21 protein-coding genes are annotated in these 24,568 nt (G+C 65.0%); 14 read left to right on the top strand and 7 right to left on the bottom strand.

Annotation, left to right across the window (positions count from 1 at the left end):
- Positions 1–72: 72 nt before the first annotated feature.
- From ACVMB1_RS21995 to ACVMB1_RS22015, 5 genes are all read left to right on the top strand, one after another.
- On the top strand, positions 73–2,664 hold the full coding sequence (locus tag ACVMB1_RS21995) for an ATP-dependent helicase (protein ID WP_076824168.1): 2,592 nt from the start codon (positions 73–75) through the stop codon (positions 2,662–2,664).
- A gap of 90 nt (positions 2,665–2,754) precedes the next feature.
- Complete coding sequence (locus ACVMB1_RS22000) at positions 2,755–3,168, top strand: hypothetical protein (RefSeq protein WP_057015016.1); 414 nt, start codon at positions 2,755–2,757, stop codon at positions 3,166–3,168.
- Complete coding sequence (locus tag ACVMB1_RS22005; RefSeq protein ID WP_076824165.1) at positions 3,165–3,857, top strand: OmpA family protein; 693 nt, start codon at positions 3,165–3,167, stop codon at positions 3,855–3,857. The genes ACVMB1_RS22000 and ACVMB1_RS22005 overlap by 4 nt, the downstream gene beginning before the upstream one ends.
- A 447-nt stretch (positions 3,858–4,304) precedes the next feature.
- Positions 4,305–5,228 (top strand): ABC transporter ATP-binding protein, encoded by a 924-nt coding sequence (locus ACVMB1_RS22010; RefSeq protein ID WP_076824162.1) that lies wholly within the window; start codon positions 4,305–4,307, stop codon positions 5,226–5,228.
- Entirely contained in the window at positions 5,225–5,986 is a 762-nt protein-coding gene (locus ACVMB1_RS22015; protein ID WP_076824160.1) for an ABC transporter permease, read from the top strand. Before ACVMB1_RS22010 ends, ACVMB1_RS22015 begins: the two co-directional genes overlap by 4 nt.
- Before the next feature lie 282 nt (positions 5,987–6,268).
- On the opposite strand, the gene ACVMB1_RS22020 is transcribed toward ACVMB1_RS22015, so the two are convergent.
- Complete coding sequence (locus ACVMB1_RS22020) at positions 6,269–6,598, bottom strand: hypothetical protein (protein WP_076824157.1); 330 nt, start codon at positions 6,596–6,598, stop codon at positions 6,269–6,271.
- Positions 6,599–6,901: 303 nt separating this feature from the next.
- Between ACVMB1_RS22020 and ACVMB1_RS22025 the strand changes: the two genes are divergently transcribed.
- Both ACVMB1_RS22025 and ACVMB1_RS22030 read left to right on the top strand, forming a co-directional pair.
- Positions 6,902–7,696: a L,D-transpeptidase gene (locus ACVMB1_RS22025; protein WP_076824155.1), complete on the top strand. Its 795-nt coding sequence runs from the start codon at positions 6,902–6,904 to the stop codon at positions 7,694–7,696.
- Positions 7,697–8,013: 317 nt separating this feature from the next.
- The gene (locus ACVMB1_RS22030; protein WP_244558643.1) at positions 8,014–8,862 is read left to right on the top strand and encodes an alpha/beta hydrolase; all 849 of its coding nucleotides are present in this window, start codon (positions 8,014–8,016) and stop codon (positions 8,860–8,862) included.
- 92 nt (positions 8,863–8,954) lie between these two features.
- Here the strand turns inward: ACVMB1_RS22030 and ACVMB1_RS22035 are convergent, their stop codons facing one another.
- Complete coding sequence (locus ACVMB1_RS22035; protein ID WP_076824153.1) at positions 8,955–9,512, bottom strand: DUF308 domain-containing protein; 558 nt, start codon at positions 9,510–9,512, stop codon at positions 8,955–8,957.
- Positions 9,513–9,646: 134 nt separating this feature from the next.
- On the opposite strand from ACVMB1_RS22035, the gene ACVMB1_RS22040 reads away from it, so the two are divergent.
- Positions 9,647–10,234 carry a TetR/AcrR family transcriptional regulator gene (locus ACVMB1_RS22040; RefSeq protein WP_141341106.1) on the top strand — a complete coding sequence of 196 codons (588 nt, stop codon included), beginning with the start codon at positions 9,647–9,649 and terminating at the stop codon, positions 10,232–10,234.
- Positions 10,235–10,280: 46 nt separating this feature from the next.
- Here ACVMB1_RS22040 and ACVMB1_RS22045 read toward each other — a convergent pair whose 3' ends face one another.
- On the bottom strand, positions 10,281–12,545 hold the full coding sequence (locus ACVMB1_RS22045; protein WP_076824150.1) for a spermidine synthase: 2,265 nt from the start codon (positions 12,543–12,545) through the stop codon (positions 10,281–10,283).
- 179 nt (positions 12,546–12,724) lie between these two features.
- Between ACVMB1_RS22045 and ACVMB1_RS22050 the strand changes: the two genes are divergently transcribed.
- Positions 12,725–14,326: a phytoene desaturase family protein gene (locus ACVMB1_RS22050; protein ID WP_076824148.1), complete on the top strand. Its 1,602-nt coding sequence runs from the start codon at positions 12,725–12,727 to the stop codon at positions 14,324–14,326.
- Between the two features lie 262 nt (positions 14,327–14,588).
- Here the strand turns inward: ACVMB1_RS22050 and ACVMB1_RS22055 are convergent, their stop codons facing one another.
- A complete protein-coding gene (locus ACVMB1_RS22055) occupies positions 14,589–14,753 on the bottom strand; it encodes a Flp family type IVb pilin (protein ID WP_016841571.1) in 165 nt (54 codons plus the stop codon).
- A 170-nt stretch (positions 14,754–14,923) separates the two neighbouring features.
- Between ACVMB1_RS22055 and ACVMB1_RS22060 the strand changes: the two genes are divergently transcribed.
- Together ACVMB1_RS22060 and ACVMB1_RS22065 are read left to right on the top strand one after the other, a co-directional pair.
- A complete protein-coding gene (locus ACVMB1_RS22060; protein WP_076824146.1) occupies positions 14,924–15,808 on the top strand; it encodes a 50S ribosomal protein L11 methyltransferase in 885 nt (294 codons plus the stop codon).
- Complete coding sequence (locus ACVMB1_RS22065; protein WP_076824235.1) at positions 15,805–16,311, top strand: hypothetical protein; 507 nt, start codon at positions 15,805–15,807, stop codon at positions 16,309–16,311. The genes ACVMB1_RS22060 and ACVMB1_RS22065 overlap by 4 nt, the downstream gene beginning before the upstream one ends.
- An 18-nt stretch (positions 16,312–16,329) precedes the next feature.
- Here the strand turns inward: ACVMB1_RS22065 and ACVMB1_RS22070 are convergent, their stop codons facing one another.
- On the bottom strand, positions 16,330–16,515 hold the full coding sequence (locus tag ACVMB1_RS22070; RefSeq protein ID WP_057015008.1) for a hypothetical protein: 186 nt from the start codon (positions 16,513–16,515) through the stop codon (positions 16,330–16,332).
- 190 nt (positions 16,516–16,705) lie between these two features.
- On the opposite strand from ACVMB1_RS22070, the gene ACVMB1_RS22075 reads away from it, so the two are divergent.
- Together ACVMB1_RS22075 and ACVMB1_RS22080 are read left to right on the top strand one after the other, a co-directional pair.
- The gene (locus tag ACVMB1_RS22075) at positions 16,706–18,535 is read left to right on the top strand and encodes an aminopeptidase P family protein (RefSeq protein WP_076824144.1); all 1,830 of its coding nucleotides are present in this window, start codon (positions 16,706–16,708) and stop codon (positions 18,533–18,535) included.
- Between the two features lie 320 nt (positions 18,536–18,855).
- Complete coding sequence (locus tag ACVMB1_RS22080; protein WP_076824142.1) at positions 18,856–20,133, top strand: multidrug effflux MFS transporter; 1,278 nt, start codon at positions 18,856–18,858, stop codon at positions 20,131–20,133.
- 95 nt (positions 20,134–20,228) lie between these two features.
- Here the strand turns inward: ACVMB1_RS22080 and ligA are convergent, their stop codons facing one another.
- Positions 20,229–22,379 (bottom strand): NAD-dependent DNA ligase LigA, encoded by a 2,151-nt coding sequence (gene ligA / locus ACVMB1_RS22085; RefSeq protein ID WP_076824140.1) that lies wholly within the window; start codon positions 22,377–22,379, stop codon positions 20,229–20,231.
- 124 nt (positions 22,380–22,503) lie between these two features.
- On the opposite strand from ligA, the gene ACVMB1_RS22090 reads away from it, so the two are divergent.
- Entirely contained in the window at positions 22,504–22,791 is a 288-nt protein-coding gene (locus ACVMB1_RS22090; RefSeq protein ID WP_057015104.1) for a GIY-YIG nuclease family protein, read from the top strand.
- Between the two features lie 95 nt (positions 22,792–22,886).
- Here ACVMB1_RS22090 and recN read toward each other — a convergent pair whose 3' ends face one another.
- Entirely contained in the window at positions 22,887–24,560 is a 1,674-nt protein-coding gene (gene recN / locus ACVMB1_RS22095) for a DNA repair protein RecN (RefSeq protein WP_076824138.1), read from the bottom strand.
- Between the last annotated feature and the right edge of the window lie 8 nt (positions 24,561–24,568).

Raw genomic sequence — 24,568 nt, forward strand, 5'->3', positions numbered from 1 at the left:
CCTTCAATCCCTGTTAAGAAGGCTCCCCTTCACCATCCTGCGGTGCCATCGTGGGGCCGAGACGATTCGCCAATGACCGAGCCGAGCAAATTGCCCCATCACGGCGTTCCCGAGCACCAGCCGGCGGCTGGCGGCATCGCCGCGCGTGCGCGGGCGGCGGCCGGTCCGCAATATCTGAACGGCCTCAATCCGGAGCAGCGCGAGGCGGTCGAGACGCTCGACGGTCCGGTGCTGGTGCTTGCCGGCGCCGGCACCGGCAAGACACGCGTCCTGACCACGCGCATCGCGCATATCCTGAGCCAGGGCCGCGCGCGGCCGCATGAGATCCTGTCGGTGACCTTCACCAACAAGGCGGCGCGCGAGATGAAGCTGCGGCTCGGCCAGATGCTCGGCCAGGCGGTCGAGGGCATGCCGTGGCTCGGCACCTTCCACTCGATCGGCGGCCGCATCCTGCGCATCCATGCCGAGCTGGTGCAGCTCAAGTCCAACTTCACGGTGCTCGACGTCGACGACCAGGTGCGGCTGCTGAAGCAATTGCTGCAGGCCGAGAACATCGACGACAAGCGCTGGCCAGCGCGGATGCTGGCCGGCCTGATCGACGGCTGGAAGAACCGCGGCCTGTCGCCGTCGCAGGTGCCGGCGGGCGAAGCGGCCTCGTTCGGCAACGGCAAGGGCGGCAAGATCTACGCGACCTATCAGGAGCGGCTGAAGATCCTCAACGCGGCCGATTTCGGCGACCTGCTGCTCGAGAACATCCGGCTGTTCCGCGAAAATCCGGACGTGCTGCGGCAGTACCAGAGCCGCTTCAAGTTCATCCTGGTCGACGAATATCAGGACACCAACGTCGCGCAGTATCTGTGGCTGCGCCTGCTGTCGCAGGCGCCGTCGCGGCCGGGCCAGCCGCTCTCGGCGGTGATCCCGGGCGAGCTCACCTCGCCCCGCTTGCGGGGAGAGGTCGGCGCGCAAGGCGCGCCGGGTGAGGGGGACTCTCCGCGGACTGAGCTCGAGGATAGAGCCCCTCACCCCGACCCTCTCCCCGTGAAGGACGGGGAGAGGGAGCAGACCGTTCTCAAGAACATCTGCTGCGTCGGCGACGACGACCAGTCGATCTATGGCTGGCGCGGCGCCGAAGTCGACAACATCCTGCGCTTCGAGCACGATTTCCCCGGCGCCAAGGTCATCCGCCTCGAGCGCAACTACCGCTCCACCGGCCACATCCTGGCCGCGGCCTCGCATCTGATCGCGCATAATGAAGGCCGCCTCGGCAAGACGCTGCGCACCGAGGATGTCGACGGCGAGAAGGTCACCGTCACCGGCTCCTGGGATTCGGAAGAGGAAGCGCGCGCGATCGGCGAGGAGCTCGAGGAACTGCAGCGCGCGGGCGAAAACCTCAACGACGTCGCCATCCTGGTGCGCGCCTCGTTCCAGATGCGCGAGTTCGAGGACCGCTTCGTCACGCTCGGCCTGCCCTACCGCGTGATCGGCGGGCCGCGCTTCTATGAGCGCGCCGAAATCCGCGATGCGCTGGCCTACTTGCGCACCATCAATTCACCCGCCGACGATCTCGCCTTCGAGCGCATCGTCAACGTGCCCAAACGGGGGCTCGGCGACGCCACCGTGCAGCTGCTGCATGACCATGCCCGCAAGCGCCGCATTCCGCTGTTCGAGGCGGCGCGCGCCGTGGTCGAGACCGACGAGCTGAAGCCGAAGGCGCGCGGCTCCTTGCGCGATCTCGTCATGCAGTTCGACCGCTGGCGCGCCCAGCGCGAGGTCACCTCGCATACCGAGCTCGCCGAGATCGTGCTCGACGAGAGCGGCTACACCGAGATGTGGCAGAAGGACCGCTCGGCTGATGCCGCGGGCCGGCTGGAGAACCTCAAGGAGCTGGTGCGTTCGATGGAGGAATTCGAGAACCTGCAAGGGTTTCTCGAACATATCTCGCTGGTGATGGACCGCGACGGCGAGGCCGGCGACGAGGCGGTGTCGCTGATGACGCTGCATTCGGCCAAGGGCTTGGAATTCGACAACGTGTTCCTGCCGGGCTGGGAGGAAGGCCTGTTTCCGAGCCAGCGCACGCTGGACGAACAGGGCCGCGCCGGGCTCGAGGAGGAGCGCCGCCTCGCCCATGTCGGGCTGACCCGGGCGCGCCGCCGCGCCAAGATCTATTTCGCCACCAACCGCCGCATCCATGGCACCTGGTCGACCACGATCCCCTCGCGCTTCCTCGACGAGCTGCCGGCGCACAATGTCGAAATCACCGAATCCAAGGGCGGATCGGGCTGGGGCGGCAGCGGCGGCTATGGCGCCTCGCGCTTCGACAACCTCGAATCATTCGGCTCGAGCTATTCGACCCCGGGCTGGCAGCGCGCCCAGGCCAACCGCAACCGCGGCGGCGGGGGCCGTAGCGGCAGCGGCTTCGAGGAGCGGCAATCCTCCTTTTCCTCCGAAAGCTTCAATCGCACCAAGCGCGGCCCTGTCGTGATCGAGGGCGAGCTGGTGGCGAAGTCCACCGGCACAACGTCGGATTTTTCGCTGGACGACCGGGTATTTCACCAGAAATTCGGCTACGGCCATGTGGTGAAGATCGACGGCAACAAGCTGACCATCGCCTTCGAAAAGGCCGGCGAGAAGAAGGTGGTCGACAGCTTTGTGCAACGGGTGTGACATAGCGACCTTTCTTTGGCGACCTTCTTTGGCGGTCTTCTCTGTTGGTAGCCCTTGACCCCAGTTGATTTCATGGGTTGAGATGGATCCATGGTCCGGGGGAGGTTTTTCCTTTTTGTCATCGCGCTCACCGCGCCGTCGCTGGCGGTCGCGGAGACGATGAGCTTTGGCGATTCGGCAGCCCAGCTCGCCAAGGCCTGCGGCGCAGACATCACCGCGAACTGCCGCGGCGTCAATCTCGACTCCAACCGCCTCAAGGAATGCCTGTCGCGCAACCGCGACGTGATCTCGCCGCAGTGCAAGGAGAGCTACTTCTCCACCCTCGATGCGATCCAGAAGCGGATCGCGGCGCGCGTCACCGTTGCGAATGCCTGCACCCGCGAGATCGTCAAGGTCTGCGGCGGCTCGACCAAGGAGACCAGCAAGTCGGTGCCCTGCCTCGTCAGCGCCAAGGGCCTCAGCCGCAATTGCACCCAGGCGATCAATGACGCGGGGTATCAATGATGCGGCTGTCGAGGCGAGGCTTGCGCGATCCTGGCCTTTTGGCCCTGCTGGGCACGCTGGCTTTGCTGGCGATGTCGATTGCGCCAGCGCCGGCGCAGACCGCCATCACACGCGACGACGTCATCGCCAAGCTCAATCATTTTGAGACAGATGCCGAGGTCGATGTCCCTGCGCTGCGCCAGCAGGTGGCCGAACGATCGAAGTCGCGATCGAAGAACGAGCCACCGCCCTCGAAGCGGCCGCCGATCGCTCCCGACCTGACCAAGCTGCCGACGTTTAACGTCGACATCGCGTTCGACGTCGACACGCCGATCGTGCTGCCGGAGTCGTATCAGACGGTCGGGCGGATCGCCGATGCGCTGACGCACTCCTCGCTGCTGCCCTACACCTTCCTGATCGTCGGCCACATCGAATCGACCGGACGACGCGAGAACAATGTGCTGCTGAGCCAGCGGCGCGCCGACGCGATCCGCGACATCCTGGTCAACACCTTCAAGATCACCGCGAAGCGCTTGCAGTCGGTCGGGCTCGGCGAGGAGCAGTTGCTCGACCCGACCAAACCCAACGCGCCGGTCAACAACCAGGTGCAGATCATGCTGGTCGCGAAGGTCGCCGACAGCGCGCCGCCCGCGCACCCTGCCCCGACGGCCGCCGCCAAGAAGCCGGCGAAATCAGCCAAGAAGCACTGATTGGATTGAATATCGGGGCGTCGGAACTGCGTCCCCTCCCGCCCGTATACGATGTCCCCGGGGCGAGCGGCGCCTCCACGATTTCGGAATAATAGAAGATTACCGCTGATTTGCCCGACGGGTCAAGTTGCAATATGCGCCGCCGGCCGCCGGCTCCTTTGCATGGGGTTGTTTTCGATATTTTGGTAGTGCGCCCCTGAGGCGGCAGGCTATCAGCCTCGTTCGAGCCCGGCCTCGATACGTGGACACGTGAGTTGCAGAGGCCGCAAGCGCCGTATGCAATGGCCCTGCCCGCAAGCGGGAGCGGTGCACGCTGCAGAATAAATTTCTCCCTCGCCGACCGATTGCAGAACGGACCGTGCGTTCCTATCTGGGCTGAACCCGCATCACGCGCCTGCCCGGGCCCCAATCCGCGCGCGCCCCCTCCCTCACGCTCACCGACTCTCCATGTCGCCGATCATCTCCGTATCCAATCTTTCGAAAACCTATGGCTCCGGCTTCAAGGCGCTGAAGGGCATCAATCTCGATATCGTCAAAGGCGAGATCTTCGCGCTGCTCGGGCCGAACGGCGCCGGCAAGACCACGCTGATCAGCATCATCTGCGGCATCGCCAATCCGAGCGAGGGCCGCATCACGATCGGCGGGCACGACATCATCGCCGACTATCGCGCGGCGCGGTCGATGATTGGGCTGGTTCCGCAGGAACTGCACACCGACGCGTTCGAGTCGGTGTGGGCGACCGTCAGCTTCAGCCGCGGCCTGTTCGGCAAGCCGAAGAACCCCGCCCATATCGAGAAGGTGCTGCGCGACCTGTCGCTATGGGACAAGAAGGACGACAAGATCATCACGCTGTCCGGCGGCATGAAGCGCCGCGTGATGATCGCCAAGGCGCTGTCGCACGAGCCGCAGATCCTGTTCCTCGACGAGCCGACCGCCGGCGTCGACGTCGAATTGCGCAAGGGCATGTGGGAGGTGGTCCGCACGCTGCAGGCTTCCGGCGTCACCATTATCCTGACCACGCACTACATCGAGGAAGCCGAGGAGATGGCCGACCGCATCGGCATCATCAACAAGGGCGAGATCATCCTGATCGAGGACAAGGCGACCTTGATGCAGAAGCTCGGCAAGAAGGAGCTGACCCTGCAGTTGCAGAACAAGCTCGAGGCCATTCCCGATGTTCTGTCTGCCTACAATCTCGAATTGTCCGACGACGGCCGCACCGTGACCTACGACTACGATACCAAAGGCGACCGCACCGGCATCACCAGCCTGCTCAACGATCTCCGCAATGCCGGCATCCGCATCTCGGACCTCGATACCAAACAAAGCTCCCTCGAAGACATCTTCGTCAGCCTCGTGAGGGCGCCATGAACTACCGCGCAATCCGGGCCATCTACCTGTTCGAAATGGCGCGCACCTGGCGCACGCTGCTGCAGAGCATCGTCTCGCCGGTGGTGTCGACCTCGCTGTACTTTGTGGTGTTCGGCGCCGCGATCGGCTCGCGCATCACCGAGGTCGAGGGCGTCAGCTACGGCACCTTCATCGTGCCGGGGCTCGTGATGCTGTCGGTGCTGACTCAGAGCATCTCCAACGCCTCGTTCGGCATCTACTTCCCGAAATTCGTCGGCACGATCTACGAGATCCTGTCGGCGCCGATCTCCTATTTCGAGATCGTCATCGGCTATGTCGGCGCCGCCGCCACCAAGTCGATCATCCTCGGCCTGATCATCCTGGCGACGGCCGGGCTTTTCGTACCCTTGCATATCCAGCATCCGGTGTGGATGCTGACCTTCCTGGTGCTGACGGCGGTCACCTTCAGCCTGTTCGGCTTCATCATCGGCATCTGGGCCGATGGCTTCGAGAAGCTGCAGATGATCCCGATGCTGGTGGTGACACCGCTGACCTTCCTCGGCGGCAGCTTCTATTCGGTGAACATGCTGCCGTCGGGCTGGCGCACCATTACGCTGCTCAATCCCGTGGTCTATTTGATCTCCGGCTTCCGCTGGAGCTTCTACGAGATCGCCGATGTCAGCGTGCCGCTGAGCCTCGGCATGACCGTGGGATTCCTCGTGGCCTGCATCGCCATCGTGGCGTGGATCTTCAGGACCGGCTACCGGCTGAAGAACTGACTTGCAAGCGAGTCATTCCGGGGCGCGCCTTAGCGCGAACCTCAGATGCGCAATTGCGCATCGGGGAATCTCACGCCGTCACTTCGAGATTCCGGGTTCATGCTTCGCATGCCCCGGAATGACGCTCGCCCGTAGCCCGGATAGAGCGAAGCGCAATCGGGACCCTATCGCCAAGCCTGCAGAACCCGGATTTCGCTTCGCTCCATCCGGGCTACGCGTCTGTCGAACTGCGGCGCAAGATTCCGGGTTCATGCTTCGCATGCCCCGGAATGACAATCCCAATCAATAGCAGTGGAAATGACCGTGGCGGTAATAGCCGCGGCAGCGGTGGCCACGGCGGTAACCGCGATCCGGGATGCCGAACACGCCCTTGACCGCGCCCATGGCGCCACCGACACCGGCGCCGACGGCGCCGCCAACCACGCCGCCCACCGGGCCGGCGACCCGGTTGCCCTCATAGGCGCCCTCATGAGCGCCGCGGACGATGCCTTGGGCATGGCCGGCGTGGGGGACTGCGACCAGCGTCAAAGCGAGGGCTGCGGCCGCAAGCAGGAGCGGCGCGGAGAGGCCGGCTGGGACGACGGCCGCGGTCTTCACCTTGGTGTTGTTCATCTGGATTCCTTGATGCGCGGCGCGAACGCGCCGCCGGGCGGGGATTTGTTAAACGCCCATGCGGCCAAATGGTTGCGCGTCGGAGGCCAACTGGGGCCGTGGTCGCGGCCTGCTCGCGAAAAAGTCAGCTCGCCGTGACAGGCAAGCCCGGCTCCGGCCTTGTTTGCGCCGCGCGCGGGATTAACCATGGCGATTGATCACGGCCTTGGCCCGCCACTGGAACCAAGTTCGGATTCCGTGCATATTGATTGCCGGGGACGGAGAGCCGCGGCTTCGCGAGCAGGCCTGGAGGCCAAAGGTAAAATGCGTTCGTTCCTCATTGCGTTCACGTCCGTGATGCTCTTCACCGCCGGCGCCGCACAGGCCAAGGTCGATATCACCATCGACAAGGACAACCAGCAGATGACCGTCGCGGTCGACGGCGTCGCGCGCTATCACTGGCCGGTCTCGACCGGCATCCCGTCGCGCGAAACGCCGAACGGCAGCTTCCGCGCCTTCCGCATGGAAGAGGATCACTACTCCAAGGAATTCGACGACGCGCCGATGCCGCACTCGATCTTCTTCACCAAGATCGGGCACGCGATTCACGGCACCGACTCGGTGAGCCGCCTCGGCTCGCCGGCCTCGCATGGCTGCGTGCGGCTGTCGCGCGACAACGCAACCACGCTTTACTCCCTGGTCCAGAAGGAAGGCGTGCTCAACACCACCGTGACGCTGACCGGCTCGTCGCAGGTCGCGCTGGCGCGCAATCCGCGTGGGCGCAATGGCACCGCCGTCGCCCGCCGCGCGCCGCAGCAATATGACGAGCAGTACGGCACCGCCGCCGCCGGCGATCCGGTCGTGCTGACGCCGCAGCCGCGAGACTATCCGGCGCAGGCCCGCACCGATGACGGCTACATCTATCCGGCCGACGGCAGCTCGACCGATCGCCGCTATCCTGCACCGCCGTCAAGCCGCCGCGTCTACGATGCGCAGGCCTATGGCCAGCAGCAGCAGTACTACGGCAATCAGGGCTACGCACCGGCGCCGCAGGGCTACTACCAGCCGCGCCCCGCCTATCAGCCGCGCGGCTTCTACGGCAACACCTATCAGGATTAGAGCGTTTTCGAGCGAAGTAGGCGCCGGTTCGCGTGAAGAAAACGCGTCAAAAGAAATCTGCCGCACGCTCTTGATCCGTGACGGCGCCGCAGGCAGGGCGCCGTCAGTTCACGCTCCCCTCACCCGCTTGTGACCGTCGCAAAGGGCGCCCGTCATCGTGCGCCGTGGCCCGTCGTCGCGTCGTCATCTGATTGTAAAACTAGCCCGATATTCGGCGGCACAAGCGCCCGCCTGGCCCCTGGAGGCCGATTCACGCGGCATGCCCGATGAAATCAGGGCGAGAAGCGCGGGTCACGCAGACTAGATCAGAGGTCGACATGAAACGGGGCATCATTGTCCTTTGCCTGTGCATCGTGGCGATGGCCGCTTATTTCACGACGGACAGATGGGCCATCCGTCACACGACGCTGACGTTCCACGACGTTCTGCGCGACGACCGCGACGTCACGGTCGAGGTCGCGGTGCGCCGCGACCGGCAAATGCAGGCGATGGCCGAGATGATCGAGCTGCCGGTCGCGATCCTGAGCCACGGCAACACCGTCAAGAACACCGAGTACTCGTTCCTCACCAATTTGTTCGCGTCGCGCGGCTACCTCGTGGTCAGCATTCAGCATGATCTCGACACCGACGCGCCGATGGTCACCAAGGTCGGCGAGGAATATGTCGGCCGCCGCATGCAGTACAATCGCGGCGTCTTCAACATCATGTATGCGATCGACGAGCTCAAGAAGCTCTACCCGAACGCAAACTATCGCCAGCTGACGTTGATCGGCCATTCCAACGGCGGCGACATCTCGATGTTCTTCGCCAAGCAGCATCCCGACCTGGTGAAGAAGGTCGTCACGCTGGACAATCTGCGCGTCCCCTTCATCGCCGACGGCAGGATAAAGATCCTCTCGTTCCGCTCCAGGGATCCGGTGTTCAAGGCCGATCCGGGCGTCGTGCCCGACGACGAGACCTGTGCGAGACTCGGCATCAAGGTGGTCAGAACCGAATTCCAGCACAACGATCTCAGCGACCGCGGCCCGGACAGCGCGAAATCGTCGATCCAGGCCGGCGTGGAGCAATTCCTCGACGAGGATGCCGGCGAGAGCACGCCGACGATGCCGCTGCTCGCTGCCTCGACGCCCGCCTCCGCGAGTACAGCGCCGCCAGAGAACAAATAGTCGCGTCGCGCTGAAGGCGAGCTGGCGCTCTCCGTCGGACAGCTCTCCGTTCCGATTGAATCGGAACGGAGCTCCAGCTTCTTGCTTTGACTCTAGGCGCGCGCGTGGCGATAGCCGGTGGCAACGAGCCAGATTGCGGAAAGCAGGAAATAGAACGCGCCGAAGCCCGCATAGGGAGCGACGTCGAGAATGGTCGGCGCAACGGTGCCGATGGACTGGCTGATCATGTAGCCGCCGGCGAGTGCCGACTGTGCGCCACTCAGGATCATCGCCCATTGCGCGCCATAATGACGCCAGCGCCTGACGCCGGTGTACAATTGCAGCACGCCCGCGAGGATCGCCCAAACCCCGAACACGGCGAGGACGGCATAGCTGCTGTGGCGGAGCGCCACGATCACGGCGAGCGTCGTGATCGCGCTGACCACGACATTCAGGGCCTGGGATGGGTTGGCCTTCAGGCCGCCATTGACCCGGGCATCAGCCAGATTGGCGATGCCGTCCCACGCCGGGTAGATCACGAGCAGAACCGCGGCAGGGCCGGCTTGACCGCTGAACAGAACGGCGGCGGCGACCCAGGCGACCGAGAAGATGGCGCGCCCGAGATAATAGGATCGCAGCCAGGTGGATTGGGTCGAAAGGTGGCTTTGCATTGACAGGGCTCCTTGTTGTCTTCCTACTAGTAGGTAGTTGATGGATTCCAGTCAATCTGGCGCTCGGACGCCCTGTGCGGAGAGGAAGGCCTTGATTTACCTTTGTAATTTACCTACTGGAAGGTAGGCATGACGTGAACGTGATGACTTCGACTTCTGAAAAAATTCTCGACGTCGCGCAGCCCCTCATCGTCGCGGGGGGCTATAACGGCTTCAGCTATGCCGACATCTCGGATGCCATCGGCATCCGGAAGGCGAGCATCCACCATCACTTCCCGACCAAGGCCGAGCTGGTCTCGGCGCTGGTGGATCGCTACCGGCAGCAGACCGAGCTGGGCCTGAAGTCGCTTCGGGAGCAATTCGCAAGCCCGGCTGACCAACTGCAGGCTTACGTGAACTTCTGGCAGGCGTGCATCGGCGATGCCTCGCTGCCGTTCTGCGTCTGCGCGATGCTTGCCGGCGAGATGCCGATGCTGCCGGACGAGGTCGCATCGCGCGTCCGCGCCCATTTCCATCATCTTGCGGGATGGCTCACCTCGGTGCTGCAGGCCGGCGCGGAACAGCATCTGTTCCGGCTGGACCAGCGGCCGCACGAGGAGGCCCAGATGCTGATGGCATCGGTTCATGGGGCAATGCTCTCGGCGAGGGCTTTCGACGATCCCGGAATGTTTGCCGCGATCGTCAAGCCCCAGTTCGCCAGACTGCTGGTAGCCGATCGCTAGAGAATTATCGCGCGGAAGCCGCCGCGATTGGCTCGGCTTGCAGGTCCTACTGCTCGCCGTCGCGCAGTCGGCGGTACACTGCACCCAGCACGTTCGAATAGTCGTCGGTCCAGACCCGTTGCTTCTCGTCGGCTTCGGTCTCGGTCCAGACATCAGACGATGCGAGCTTGCCGACGTCTTCCTCCTCGCGCGCGGAGACCACGACCGAGGTCGAGAAGATGTACTCGTTGTCGCGGCCGGAATCCTCGCTATAGACCCAGCTCTTCATGTCGTTGGCGTCGGCGATGCCGACCACGACGCTGGCAAGCTCGAGGTGACGGTTGGAGACGTGCATCACGACCGCGCCCTGCGGCGCCAGCTTCTCCTTGTAGATCGCCATCGCCTCCTCGGTCGCGAGATGGATCGGGATCGCGTCCGACGAATAGGCGTCGACGATGATCAGATCGTAGAGGCCGTCCGGCTCCTTGGCGAAGGTCAGCCGCGCGTCGCCGATGACGGGCTTGAGGTTCGGCTCGCAGTTCTGGATGTAGGTGAAGTATTTCGGATCGCGCGCGGTATCGACCATCGACTGGTCGATCTCGAAGAAGCGCCAGTCCTCGCCGGGGGCCGACGCGCAGGTCAGCGTCCCCGAACCGAGCCCGATCACCGCCACTTTCAGCGGCGCGCCCTTGCGCTCGCGGATTGCAGTGATCGCCCGCCCGATGCCGCCATCCTTGTAATAGTAGCTGATCGGTTCGGGCTTTCCGGCGACCGGCGTGCCGTCATCGTTCTTGAACTTCTCGGCGCCATGGATCGTGGTGCCGTGCATCAGCACGTGATACTGCCCGTTCGGCGTCACCACGATCTTGTGCACGCCGAAGAAGCTGCGCACGGTTTCGACGCGGCCGTCGTCGGATGGATAGGCGCGCAGCACCACCAACGCGACCACGACGGTGGCGAAGATCTTCCAGCGATTGGCGTTCAGCGCGAGCGCAAGCAGCGCCGAGAGCACGCCGACCGCGCCGATCACCCAGACCCGGTGCACATCGAACCAGTTGAAGATGTCGCCGGCCGAATAGCTCGGCGCGATCAGCGCCACCGCCAGCACCGCAAGGAACGGCCAGTACCAGGCGCTCCAGCGCGGCAGCCGCTCCGCGCCGCCGGGCGGACGGCATAGCGCCGCGAGCGCCAGCAGGATCGGATATTCGGCGACCCACGAGAAAGTAAAAGGCGCTACAAGCCCCGCGAACAGGCCGCCGACCATGCCGCCGAACGACAGCGCGACGTAGAAGCCGGTGAGATATTTCGCCGCCGGGCGGGTGCGCGCGAGCTCGCCATGACAGGCCATCGCGACGATGAAGAAGCAGAGCTGATGGCCGCCGAGCGTGAGCAGCAGGTTCTGCTCGCCGCCGACCGCAAGCAGGATCACGACGCCGGCAATCGCCAGCGGCTGCGCCCGCAGCATCCATTTGTGCGGCAATAGCGGCCGCGACTGGAACACCAGCACCCAGGTCAAGAGATACAGCGACAGCGGCAGCACCCACAGAAGGGGCGCGGCGGCGACGTCGGTCGAGATATGCGCCGTCACCGCGATCAAGAGGCCGGACGGCACCGCGGCGAGGAAGATCCAGCGCGCCCGCAGCGGCCAGGACGGCGCCGGCGCATTGGCGTCATCGACCTGCATGTCAAGCGCGGCGGCATTGGCCGGCGACCGCAACAGCAGCACGCCGCAACTTGCGATCAGAATAATCAGCAGACCATAACCACCGGTCCAGATCAGATTCTGGATGCGCAACGTGAACATCGGCTCGAGCAGCACCGGATAGGACAATAGCGCGAGGAAGCTGCCGATGTTCGAGGATGCGTAGAGGAAATACGGATCGGGACCATTGGGATGTCCGGTGCGCACGAACCAGGCCTGCAGCAGCGGATTGTTGGCGGCGAGCGCGAAGAACGGCAGGCCGATCGAAACCGCGAACAGGCCGAGCAGCCAGATCGCATAGCCGGACGTCGGCGGCTCGCCCCAGCCGCTCCTGATCGCCAGCGGCAAGGTCAGCAACGCGACGACGAGCAGCACCAGATGCACCACGACCGGCGCAATACGGCCGTTCAGCTTCATCAGGAGATGCGCATAGGCGTAGCCGCCGAGCAGCAGCGACTGGAAGAACACCATCGCCACCGACCACACCGCCGGCGAGCCGCCGAGCCGCGGCAGCACCATCTTGGTGAACAGCGGCTGCACCGAGAACAGCAACAGGGCACTGACGAAGATCGCGGCGGTGTAGACAACCAGCACCAGCCGGTTGCGCGAGGCGGTCGGCTCAGACGTCATGAAAGCTCCGGCATGGACCCGGCGGGCGCCGGAGGCGGACAGTCCGGTGGCACCCCACCGGAGGATTTCAGTTGAGCATACGGCACTATCACGGACAAGAAACGGCGGTCACGCGGACTTGACGACGCGGCGCTGCGGCGCCACAGCACATGCTCTAATCACTGCTTCTTGAAGCGGACATGAACGAAACAGACGTCGTCATCATCGGTGCGGGGCACAACGGCCTCACCTGCGCGGCCTATCTCGCGATGGCCGGGCTGCGCGTGAAGGTCGTGGAACGCCGCAAGGTGGTCGGCGGCGCTGCGGTCACCGAAGAATTTTGCCCGGGCTTCCGCAATTCGGTCGCCGCCTACACGGTGAGCCTGCTCAATCCGCAGATCGTGTCTGACCTGAAACTTGCCGATCACGGCCTCAGGATCGTCGAGCGGCGCGCGCAGAACTTCCTCCCCGCGCCCGACGGCAGCTATTTGCTGACGGGCGAAGGCCGAACCCGGGAGTCGGTCGCAAAGCTCAGCCGCAAGGACGCCGCCGCAATCGGCGTGTTCTCAGGGGAACTCGAAGCCATCGCCGACGTGCTGCGGCAATTCGTGCTGCGCGCACCGCCGAACCTCGTCGAGGGCTTTGGCATCAGCGCGATCAGCGAGGCCTTCAACGCGCTCGGCACCGCCAACATCCTGCGCCGGCTGTCGATGGATCAGCAGCGCAATCTGCTCGACCTGTTCACGCGATCGGCCGGCGAGATGCTCGATGAGCGTTTCGAGAACGACCTCGTCAAGGCGCTATTCGGCTTCGATGCCATCGTCGGCAATTATGCCAGCCCCTACGCGGCGGGCTCGGCCTATGTGATGCTGCATCATGCGTTCGGCGAGGTGAACGGCAAGAAAGGCGTCTGGGGCCACGCGATCGGCGGCATGGGTGCGATCACCCAGGCGATGGCGCGTGCCGCGCGCAGCCATGGCGTCGAGGTCGAAACCGATGTGGCCGTCCGCGAGGTGATCGTCGAGAAGGAGCGCGCCGTCGGCGTCGTCCTCGACAATGACGAGGCCGTGCGCGCCAAATACGTCGTCTCGAACGTCAATCCGAAGCTGCTGTACACACGCCTGGTGCCGGAAGGCGCATTGGCGCCCGAGTTCCGCGCGCGCATCTCACGATGGCGGAACGGGTCCGGCACGTTCAGGATGAACGTGGCGCTAAATGCCCTGCCCTCGTTCAGCGCGCTGCCCGACCCGGGGGATCACCTCACGGCGGGGATCATCATCGCTCCGAACCTCGGCTACATGGATCGCGCCTGGCACGATGCGCGCGAATTCGGCTGGAGCCGCGCGCCGGTCGTCGAGGTGCTGATCCCCTCGACGCTCGACGACAGCCTGAGCCCGCCGGGCCAGCATGTCGCGAGCCTGTTCTGCCAGCACGTCGCGCCGCAACTGCCCGACGGCAGATCGTGGGACGATCATCGCGAAGAGGTCGCCGATCTGATGATCGCAACCGTCGATCGCTACGCCCCCGGCTTCGCAGGCAGCGTGATCGGCCGCCAGGTCCTGTCGCCTCTCGACCTCGAGCGGCAATTCGGCCTGCTCGGCGGCGACATCTTTCACGGTGCGCTGACACTGAACCAGTTGTTCTCGGCGCGGCCGATGCTCGGCCATGCCGACTATCGCGGACCGCTGAAGGGTCTCTACCATTGCGGTTCCGGCGCTCATCCCGGCGGCGGCGTCACCGGCGCCCCCGGCCACAATGCCGCGCGGGCGATTTTGGCCGACCATCGCGCGCTGTTCTCGTAGACGACACACCGCGCCCGCGGGACAAGCTGTGGACAGGCGTGTTGAGAAGCTGTGGGTCTGCGGTGGGCAGCGGCCTTGTCTCAAGACGGGATAACCGGTGGACGCCGCTGTGGAGCGGCTGTGCGACAGACGCTGACAATCCCGGGACAACGTTGTTGACGTCTTGTCGAGAAGCTGCGCGTGGCTCTGTGGACAACCGGCCAAAAAGAAAACACCGGGCGACAAGTCGCCCGGTGCTTCCCTGAGAACGCCGTTCGAGAAATTACTTCAGCGAGCCGCTGATCGAGTTGAAGGTCCCGCTCAGTGCCGTGCCGACGCCATTCACCGCAGCGATGATCGCGATGGCGATACCGGTCGCGATCAGTCCGTATTCGATGGCGGTCGCGCCGGATTCATTCCGCAAAAACTTAACGATAAAAGCCTTCATTGCAGCCCTGCCCTTGGTTGTGATGCCTTGGAACGAAGGGTGTTCCCAGTTCCGCCGCCGTAGTAGTACGGCAACATCTAAGGTTGTCTGAACCGGGAACCTCTCAATTCTCGCGATATTCGATTGAATCCGGCTTGAAATTTTAACAAAAACCGCGCTACCGGCCTCCGATGACCCCGTCCACACACCGCGCCAGCGTCACCCTTCCTGATGAATCGACCGCAAAGCGCGTGGTAGACGCGCTTTCCGAGCTGTTTTTCGAGGATCAGGCGGCGTTTGCGGCCTTCGAGCGACCGGATGGCCGCTGGGACGTCACCGTCCATTTTGCCGAGCCGCCGGACCAAAATTTACTGCGCGAGCTGGTCGGCCAAGCTGTGCGGCAGGATGTCGCATCTACTTTAGTCTTTGATACCGTGGAGGCCAAGGACTGGGTCAAGGCCAGCCTCGAGGATCTTGTCCCGGTCGCCGCCGGCCGCTTTATCGTCCACGGCCAGCATGACCGGCACCGGATACCCCCCAACAAGCTTGGGATCGAGATCGAGGCGGCGCTGGCCTTCGGCACCGGCCATCACGGCACCACCCGCGGCTGCCTGCTGCTGCTCGACCACGTGCTGAAAGCGTATCAGCCCCGCCGTGTGCTGGATCTCGGCACCGGGACCGGCGTGCTGGCGATCGCCGCCGCCAAGGCGCTGCACGGCAAGGTGCTGGCGAGCGACATCGACCCGCCGTCGGTCGGGGTCGCCGAGGAGAATGCCCGGCTGAACGGCGCAGGCGATCTGGTGGACGTGATCCGCGCCACCGGCTTTGCGTCGCCGCGCTTTGCCGAGGACGGTCCGTTCGACCTGGTGCTCGCGAACATCCTCGCCAATCCGCTGCGGCAGCTGGCCGGCCCGATGGCGCGCCACCTCGCCTCGTCGGCGCAGGTCATTCTCTCCGGCCTGCTGACGCATCAGGCGCCGGCGGTCATCGCCGCCTACCGCGCCCGCGGGCTGGTGCCGCTGCGGCATCTGAAGATCGAGGGTTGGAGCAGCCTGCTGCTGCGCTCCGTGAAGTGACCGCGACCGGCAGACAGTGCGGCGACTGCACGCTCTGCTGCAAGGTGATGGCGATCGAGGAACTGGCCAAGCCCGCCAACACGTGGTGCCCGCATTGCAAACCGGGGCGCGGCTGCCGGATCTATCCGGGGCGGCCTATGGAATGCCGCTCGTTCAGCTGCGTCTGGCTAGCGAACGAGCTGCTGGAGGAGCACTGGAAGCCTTCCAGGTCGAAGCTCGTCCTGACCACGTCGGAAGATGGTCTTGAGGTCAGATGCGATCCGGGCTTCCCCGACGCCTGGCGCAAAGTGCCGTTTTGCAACGAGCTCAGGGAATGGGCGATCTCCGGCGAGACGCTCGACATGACCGTCGTCGTGATCGCCGGCCAGCGCATGACGCTCGTGACGCCCGAGCGCGAATTCGATCTCGGCATCGTCGGCCCCGATGAGCGGATCGTGCGCGAACTCGAGGACGGCAAGGTCGTCAATGTGACCTTGGCGAAGGCGTCCGACCTGGAACGGTAGCCGCGATCCGCGGGTTGTTTATTCGGGCGCTGGCGAATCGCTACGGTTGGTCTCGACCTTGCCCTGACCGGCCGCACGCTTGGCGCGCGCCTCGACAAGGCGGTCCAGCATCTGGACGATGACGCCGCGCTGCTTCTGTTCGACCGGCGCGATCGGGCCGCGGCGGACCGGCGGCGAGATCTTCTCAAACGTGAATGCAGGCATCGTGCATCTCCTCACCGTTGAGTTGAGACACTCCTGGACACTCCCCGTACGCTTGACCGTTGACGTGCAGTGGACATCGTCCGGCCAATTCCACTATGCCATATTCAAGCATAAGTTATGCCAAAAATATGGTCATGCTTGACCGCGCTCGCGCGAAGGTCATGCTTCATCCGAAGAGAGTGCGACGGCGATGTTCGAAGCCCATTTCCAGACGTTCGAAGAGCCTGAAGGCGGCGTGGCGCTGACTGCCCGCTTGAGCGCGCTGCGCGAGGAGCTGGCGCGGCGCAAGCTGACCGGATTCGTGGTTCCGCGCGCAGACCAGCAGCAGAATGAATATGTCGCAGCCTCCGAGGAGCGGCTCGCCTGGCTGACCGGCTTCACTGGATCGGCCGGGCTCGCGATCGTGCTGAGCAAGGAGGCCGCCCTGTTTGTCGACGGCCGCTACACGCTGCAGGCCGGCAAGCAGGTCGACCGCAAGGCCTGGCAGGTCGAGCCGCTGGTCGATCCGCCGCCGGAGCACTGGCTGACCCGGCATCTGGCGGCCGGCGACCGCCTAGGATTTGACCCCTGGCTGCACACTTCTGCGGCAGCCGAACGACTGGCAGCGGCCTGCGCCAAGGCCGGCGCGGAACTGGTCGCCGTCGACAGCAATCCGCTCGATGCGATCTGGCACGAGCGGCCGGCACCGCCGCTCGGTCCGGTCACGATCCACGGCGCGCAGTTTTCCGGGGAGATCGAAGCCGAGAAGCTCAAGCGCATCCGCCTCGAGATCAACAAGCTCGGCGTCGACGCGCTGGTGCTGTCCGACAGCCACGCGGTCGCCTGGACCTTCAACATCCGCGGCGCCGACGTCTCGCATACGCCGCTGCCGCTGTCCTATGCGCTGGTACCGAAGGAAGGCCGGCCGCTGGTGTTCATCGATCAGCGCAAGCTGTCCAACTCGACACGCGACCATCTCGAGCAATCGGCCGATGTCGAGCAGCCCGCGGCGCTGGCGGCAAAACTCACCGAGCTCGCCAAGCGCGGCGCCTCGATCGCGCTCGACAGCGCGACCGCAGCCGACGCCCTGAGCCGCCTGATCGCGGGTGCCGGCGGCAAGCCGGTGCGCGGCAGCGATCCGGTCAGCCTCTTGAAGGCGGTCAAGAACGTCACCGAGATCGAGGGCACGCGCACGGCGCATCAGCGCGACGCGGTGGCGCTGGTGCGTTTCCTCGCCTGGATCGATCGCGAGGCGCCCTCCGGCAGCCTCACCGAGATCGATACCGTCGAGGCGCTGGAGACGTTCCGCCGCCAGACCGGCGCGCTGAAGGACGTCTCCTTCCCGACCATCGCCGGCACCGGGCCGAACGGCGCCATCGTGCACTACCGCGTGACGCGCAAAAGCAACCGCCGGATCGAGCCCGGCGATCTCCTGCTGATCGATTCCGGCGCACAATATGAGGACGGCACCACCGACGTCACCCGCACCATCGCGGTCGGCAAGCCGACCGACGAGATGCGCGACCGCTTCACCCGCGTGCTGCGCGGCCATATCGCCATCGCCCGCGCGATCTTCCCCGACGGCACCACCGGCGCACAGCTCGACACGCTGGCGCGGCAATATCTCTGGCAGGCCGGGATCGATTTCGAGCACGGCACCGGCCACGGCGTCGGCAGCTATCTCAGCGTCCATGAAGGGCCGGCGCGGATTTCCAAGCTCGGCACCACGCCGCTGAAGCGCGGCATGATCCTGTCCAACGAGCCTGGCTACTACAAGACCGACGCCTACGGCATAAGGATCGAGAACCTCGAGCTCGTGATCGGCACCGACATTGCCGGCGCCGAGAAGCCGATCAATGCATTCGAGACGCTGACGCTGGCGCCGATCGATCGCCGTCTGATCGAGGTCGGCATGCTGAGCCCGGACGAGTCAAGCTGGCTCAACGACTACCACGCCCGCGTCGCGCATGTGGTGCGGCCGCATCTCGACGACAACGCCACCAAGCTGTGGCTGGACGAGGCAACGGCGGCGCTGAAGTAGCGGCGCGCCCAGCCATCCGCACACTCGACGTCGTCCCCCACTCGGTGTCATCCCCCGCGAAAGCGGGGGATTCAGTACGCTGCGGCCTCTCAATTCAAAGCCGCGGCCTCTCAATTCAAATACGCCTGCCTCTGGAATACCGGGTCCCCCGCTTTCGCGGAGGACGACAGCGGAATTCGCAGCTGACGACGGAGCGTTTATTGCGCGAGACGAAACATCGTCACCGCGTCTCCTGAAATCGCATGGGCGTATGCCGAAACACCCGTATTCCGCGCGGACGGGCACGCTACAGTCTTTCCACAATGCTGGATCGGACCTGAATGCACGGCGTGATGGGCAAGCCGCCCGGCGCGGCCAAAGACAACATCGCGACATCGAAGGTCATGCTGCTGATGCTCGTCGTGATGACGGGCGTGGCGCCGATCTCGCTCTACATGCTGGTGCCGGCGCTGCCGGTGCTGGCGACCACCTTCGGCCGCGACATCTCTATCGCGCAGATGACCGTGTCGCTCTACATGGTCGGCATCGCGCTTTCACAGCTGATCATGGGGCCGCTGTCCGACAGGTTCGGCCGTCGGCCGGTGCTGCTCGCGGGCCTCGGCCTGATGGTCGTGGCCGGCGTCGGCTCGGTGTTCGCCGAGACCCTGCCGCAACTGATCGCGGCGCGCTTCTTCCAGGCGCTCGGCGGCGCCAGCGGCATGGTGATCAGCCGTGCCATCATCCGCGATCTCTATCCGCGCGAGCGGGTCGGCGCCATGATCAGCCTTGTCGTCGCCGCATTGATGATCGCGCAGATGGTGAGCCCTCTGACCGGCGGCCTGCTGGAGACCGCATTCGGCTGGCGCGCGATCCTCTATCTCATCACCGCGGCGTCGCTGATCACCACGATCTTCATCGCGTTGGCGCTGCCGGAAACCCGCCGCGACCGCGCCGAGAGCAGCAGCTTTCGCGGCGACCTCGGCAAGCTGATGACGAGCCGCGCCTTCGTCGGCTATCTATTGTGCCAGGTATTGGCGTCGCAGATCATCTTCGCCTTCGCCGGCGGCGGCCCTTACATCGTGGTGACCCAGATGGGCCGGACCAGCGCCGAGTATGGCGCGTGGTTCGCGATGACGGGGTTCGGCTACTTCGTCGGCAATCTCTTGTGCGTGCGCTTCGCGCCGCGGCACTCGCTGGAGAAATTGATCTGGTTCGGCCTCGCGCTGCAGGTCGGCGGCAGCCTGTTGAACCTGGTCTGGAGTTTTACCGGAGTAAACCAGGCCCCGCTCTGGCTGTTCGGCACCCAGATGATCGTGATGATCGCCAACGCCTTCGTGATGGCCAATTCCGCCGCCGGCGCCATCAGCATCCGGCCCGAGGCCGCCGGCACCGCCTCGGGCGCCATGGGGTTCCTGCAGCAGGGCATCGGCTCGCTGATCTCGCAATTCGGCGCCTATCTCGGCGGCCACTCCACCACGACGCTGCCGCTGACCGCGGCGATCTTCGCGATCTCGATCGCCTGCGCCTGCACCATGATCTTCGTCGTGCCGCGGCGGAAGGTGGTGGTGAGCGAGGAGCTGATCGCGCAGGCCGAGGAGGATGAGCAGGGGATGATGTGAGCAGTTCGTCATTCCGGGGCGATGCGCAGCATCGAACCCGGAATCTCGAGATTCCGGGTTCGCCTCTTCGAGGCGCCCCGGAATGACGGACAACCCTACTCCCCGATCAGCTTCAGCCACTCGTCCTCGGTCAGCACCTGGACGCCGTGCTTCTGCGCTTCGGCAAGCTTCGAGCCGGCGCCCGGCCCCGCGACGACGTAGTCGGTCTTCTTCGACACCGAACCGGCCGCCTTGGCGCCCAGCCGTTCGGCGGTCGCCTTGGCCTCGTCGCGCGTCATCATTTCGAGCGATCCGGTGAACACCACGGTCTTGCCGGCGACCGCCGAATTGCTCTTCGGCTTCTCGGCGTCGATGATCTCGTCGAGCTCTCCGGTCAGCCGCTCGACGATGCCGCGATTGTGGCTCTCGCCGAAATAGTCGGCGATGCTCTTGATCACGGTGTCGCCGATCTGGTCGAGCGCATCCATCTCCGCCATCGCTTCCTCGTCGCCCTTGGCGACCTTGAGGCAGGCATCGTGGAACGCGTCCCAGGAGCCATAGCCGCGCGCCAGTGCCAGCGCGGTGGTCTCGCCGACATGGCGCATGCCGAGCGCGTAGATGAAGCGTTCCAGGCCAATCCTGCGCCGGCTGTCGATCGCGGCGAACAGATTGCGCACCGAGGTCTCGCCGTAGCCTTCGATGTCCTCGAGCTTCAGCTTCGCGTTGCGCTTTTGCAGCGTGAAGATATCAGCCGGCTCCTTGACCCATCCCTCGTCGAAGAAATATTGCAACTGCTTCACGCCGAGACCGTCGATGTCGAAGGCGCGGCGCGACACGAACAGAATGAGGTGTTCGACCTTCTGGAACGGACAGGCGAACTCGCCGGTGCAGCGGGCGCGCGAGCCCTCCTCGCCGGCCGCAGTCTCCTCGCGCACCACGTCGGTGTGCAGCGGGCACGGGCACTTCTTTGGGAAGTGGAATTCCTTCGCGCTCTTCGGCCGCTTGTCGATCACGACGTCGACGACCTGCGGGATCACGTCGCCGGCGCGCTGGATCACCACGGTGTCGCCGATCCTGATGTCGCGTCCCTCGCGCAGCACCTCGCCCTTGTTGCCGATGCCCTTGATGTAGTCCTCATTGTGCAGCGTGACGTTCTGCACGATCACGCCGCCGACACCGACCGGCTCGAGCTTGCCGACCGGCGTGAATGAGCCGGTGCGCCCGACCTGGATCTCGATGTCGCGCAAAACCGTCATGGCGCGCTCGGCCGGGAATTTGTGCGCGATCGCCCAGCGCGGCGTGCGCGACACGAAGCCGAGCCGCTCCTGCCAGTCGATGCGATCGACCTTGTAGACGACGCCGTCGATGTCGTAGTCGAGCTCGGCGCGCTGCTCCTCGATCTTGCGATGGAAGGCGATCAGCTCCTCGACCGAGTGGCACAGCTTGGTCAGCGGATTGGTCTTGAAGCCGCACCGCTCGAACCAGTGGATCATGCCGGTCTGGGTATCCTCCGGCAGCGCGCTCATCTCGCCCCAGGCATAGGCGAAGAAGCCGAGCGGCCGCGAGGCAGTGATTGTGGGATCCTTCTGCCGCAGCGAGCCGGCCGCCGAATTGCGCGGATTGGCGAAGATGGTGTCGCCGGCCGCCTTCTGCCGCTCGTTGAGCGCGAGGAACGCCTTCTTGGTCATATAGACCTCGCCGCGCACCTCGCAAATGTCGGGCACGTTGCGGCCCTTCAGCTTCTGCGGCACGTCCTCGAGCGTGCGGATGTTGGCGGTGACGTCCTCGCCCTCGGCGCCGTCGCCGCGGGTTGCCGCGGTGACGAGTTCGCCGCCCTCGTAGCGCAGCGACATCGAGAGCCCGTCGATCTTCGGCTCGGCCGAGAAATCGATCTTGTCATCCGGCAGCTTGAGGAAGCGCGTGATGCGCCCGACGAAATCGACCACGTCGGCTTCCGCGAACGCGTTGTCGAGCGACAGCATCGGCAGCGAATGACGAACCTTCCTGAAGCGCCCCGACGGCGCGGCGCCGACCTTCTGCGACGGCGATTCCGCGGTGACGAATTCAGGGAAGCGCTTCTCGATCGCATTGTGGCGCTGCCGCAGCGCGTCGTATTCGGCGTCGCTGACGCTCGGCGCGTCGTCCTGATAGTAGCGCTTGTCGTGACCTTCGAGCTCGAGCGCAAGGCGCATCAACTCGACCTTGGCCTGGGCCTTGGTGAGCTTGTCGACGTCGGAGAGTTCTTTCTTTTTTGCTGCTTTAGCCATGCGACGGGCGCGCTATAGTTTTTCGTCATTCCGGGGCGGTCCGTCAGGACCGAACCCGGAATCTCGAGATTCCGGGTTCGATGCTTCGCATCGCCCCGGAATGACTGTGTGGGAAATGGGGCTCATGTCGTACTACGTGTACATTCTAGCAAGTCGACGAGACGGAGCAATCTATGTTGGGATCACCAACGATCTCGTGCGGCGGGTCTACGAACATCGAATGAAGGCCGTCCCAGGCTTCACGTCCAAATACAACATCACGCAGCTGGTTTGGTTCGAAATCTACGACGACCCGATCTCCGCGATATCACGCGAGAAGGAGCTCAAGAAGTGGAAGCGAGCCTGGAAGACGCAATTGATCGAAGCGAGCAATCCGCAGTGGAATGACTTGTACGAGTCGATCTGTACCTGAGGTGGTCATTCCGGGGCATCGCGCAGCGATGAACCCGGAATCTCGAGATTCCGGGTTCGATGCTTCGCATCGCCCCGGAATGACGAGGGGAGAGATTACGCTGTCGCCGCCCGGAGCAGCCGTTCCGCGGCCGCCCTCGCCTCCGCGGTGATCTCGGCGCCGGCCAGCATGCGCGCGATCTCCTCGCGGCGGTGGTCGGCGGCGAGCGCGTTGACGCGGGTGGCGACCCGCTTGCCCTTGTCGAGCGCGTCCTTGGAGATCAGGAGATGCTGGCTGGCGCGGGCCGCAACCTGCGGCGCGTGCGTCACCGCCATCACCTGCACCTTGCCGGCAAGGCGCGCCAGCCGCGAGCCGATTGCATCGGCCACCGCGCCGCCGACGCCGGTGTCGATTTCGTCGAACACCAAGGTCGGCGCCGAGCCGCGATCGGCCAGCACGACCTTCAGCGCCAGCAGGAAGCGCGACAGTTCGCCGCCGGAGGCGACCTTCATCATCGGCCCCGGCTTGGTGCCCGGATTGGTCTGCACCCAGAACTCGACACGGTCGATGCCCTGCGGCCCCGGCGCGGCCGCGTTGCTGTCGACCTGGGTCATGAACTTCGCGCGCTCGAGCTTGAGTGGCGCAAGCTCGGCGTTGACGGCCTTGTTGAGCTTCTCGGCGGCCTTGGTGCGCGCCGCCGACAGTTTGGCGGCAGCTGCCGCATAGCGCTTGTCGGCTTCACCGGCGGCCGCTTCCAGCTTCTTCAGCTGGTCGGCGCCGGCATCGATCAGCGCGACGTCGCCGGCATATTGCGCCGCCAGCGCGGCCAGCAGATCGACCGGCGTCGAATATTTACGCGAGGCCGCGCGCAGCGCGAACAGCCGCTCCTCGATGCGCTCCAGCTCGGCCGGATCGAAATCGGTCGCCGCCAGCGCGGCGTTGAGGTGCTGGTCGGCTTCTTCCAGCGCGTTGATCGCAATATCGATCGCCTTGACCGCGGGCTCGATCAGCGCGGGCGCATTGGCGGCGCGCCGTTCCAGCCGCCGTACCGCCGCCGACAGCGACGCCACCGGCGAATGCGAGCCGCCGATCGCCTCCTGCGCCTCGCGCAGATCGGTTGCGATCTTCTCGCCCTGCATCATGGTGGTGCGGCGACCCGCGAGCTCGGTCTCCTCGCCTTCCTTCGGCGCCAGCGTCTTCAATTCCTGCGAGGCATGGCGCAGATAGTCCGCCTCGCGCGCGGCGCGCTCCATGCCGGCGCGATGCTCGTCGAGATCGGCATTGGCGGTCCGCCTGATATCCCACAGCGCTTCCAGCGCCGCGACGTCCTTCTCGTGTCCGGCGAAGGCGTCGAGCAGCTGGCGATGGGTGGAGGCGTCGACCAGCGCGCGCTCGTCATGCTGACCGTGGATCTCGACCAGCGCGGCACCGACCGCCTTCAGGGTCTGCACACTGATCGCCTGATCGTTGATGAAGGCGCGGGTGCGGCCATCGGCGAGCTGCACGCGGCGCAGGATCATCTCACCGGTGTCGTCGAGGCCGTTCTCGGCCAGGATCCCGGCCGCCGGATGCCCCTTCGGGACGTCGAACATGGCGGTGACCTGCCCCTGTTCGGCGCCGTGGCGCACCAGTCCGGCATCGCCGCGGCCGCCGAGCGCCAGCGCAAAAGCATCGAGCAGGATGGATTTGCCTGCGCCGGTTTCGCCGGTCAGCACCGCGAGGCCACGGGAAAATTCGATATCGAGCCGTTCGATCAGGACGATGTCACGGATCGACAGACGCGCCAGCATGCGAGGAC

Source organism: Bradyrhizobium sp. USDA 4504 (assembly GCF_054063995.1).

Excerpts from the sequence above, each read along its gene's own strand:
- ACVMB1_RS21995 (WP_076824168.1), top strand. The coding sequence starts at position 73 with ATGACCGAGCCGAGCAAATTGCCCCATCACGGCGTTCCCGAGCACCAG.
- ACVMB1_RS22000 (WP_057015016.1), top strand. The coding sequence starts at position 2,755 with ATGGTCCGGGGGAGGTTTTTCCTTTTTGTCATCGCGCTCACCGCGCCG.
- ACVMB1_RS22005 (WP_076824165.1), top strand. The coding sequence starts at position 3,165 with ATGATGCGGCTGTCGAGGCGAGGCTTGCGCGATCCTGGCCTTTTGGCC.
- ACVMB1_RS22010 (WP_076824162.1), top strand. The coding sequence starts at position 4,305 with ATGTCGCCGATCATCTCCGTATCCAATCTTTCGAAAACCTATGGCTCC.
- ACVMB1_RS22015 (WP_076824160.1), top strand. The coding sequence starts at position 5,225 with ATGAACTACCGCGCAATCCGGGCCATCTACCTGTTCGAAATGGCGCGC.
- ACVMB1_RS22020 (WP_076824157.1), bottom strand. The coding sequence starts at position 6,598 with ATGAACAACACCAAGGTGAAGACCGCGGCCGTCGTCCCAGCCGGCCTC.
- ACVMB1_RS22025 (WP_076824155.1), top strand. The coding sequence starts at position 6,902 with ATGCGTTCGTTCCTCATTGCGTTCACGTCCGTGATGCTCTTCACCGCC.
- ACVMB1_RS22030 (WP_244558643.1), top strand. The coding sequence starts at position 8,014 with ATGAAACGGGGCATCATTGTCCTTTGCCTGTGCATCGTGGCGATGGCC.
- ACVMB1_RS22035 (WP_076824153.1), bottom strand. The coding sequence starts at position 9,512 with ATGCAAAGCCACCTTTCGACCCAATCCACCTGGCTGCGATCCTATTAT.
- ACVMB1_RS22045 (WP_076824150.1), bottom strand. The coding sequence starts at position 12,545 with ATGACGTCTGAGCCGACCGCCTCGCGCAACCGGCTGGTGCTGGTTGTC.
- ACVMB1_RS22050 (WP_076824148.1), top strand. The coding sequence starts at position 12,725 with ATGAACGAAACAGACGTCGTCATCATCGGTGCGGGGCACAACGGCCTC.
- ACVMB1_RS22055 (WP_016841571.1), bottom strand. The coding sequence starts at position 14,753 with ATGAAGGCTTTTATCGTTAAGTTTTTGCGGAATGAATCCGGCGCGACC.
- ACVMB1_RS22060 (WP_076824146.1), top strand. The coding sequence starts at position 14,924 with ATGACCCCGTCCACACACCGCGCCAGCGTCACCCTTCCTGATGAATCG.
- ACVMB1_RS22070 (WP_057015008.1), bottom strand. The coding sequence starts at position 16,515 with ATGCCTGCATTCACGTTTGAGAAGATCTCGCCGCCGGTCCGCCGCGGC.
- ACVMB1_RS22075 (WP_076824144.1), top strand. The coding sequence starts at position 16,706 with ATGTTCGAAGCCCATTTCCAGACGTTCGAAGAGCCTGAAGGCGGCGTG.
- ACVMB1_RS22080 (WP_076824142.1), top strand. The coding sequence starts at position 18,856 with ATGCACGGCGTGATGGGCAAGCCGCCCGGCGCGGCCAAAGACAACATC.
- ligA (WP_076824140.1), bottom strand. The coding sequence starts at position 22,379 with ATGGCTAAAGCAGCAAAAAAGAAAGAACTCTCCGACGTCGACAAGCTC.
- ACVMB1_RS22090 (WP_057015104.1), top strand. The coding sequence starts at position 22,504 with ATGTCGTACTACGTGTACATTCTAGCAAGTCGACGAGACGGAGCAATC.
- recN (WP_076824138.1), bottom strand. The coding sequence starts at position 24,560 with ATGCTGGCGCGTCTGTCGATCCGTGACATCGTCCTGATCGAACGGCTC.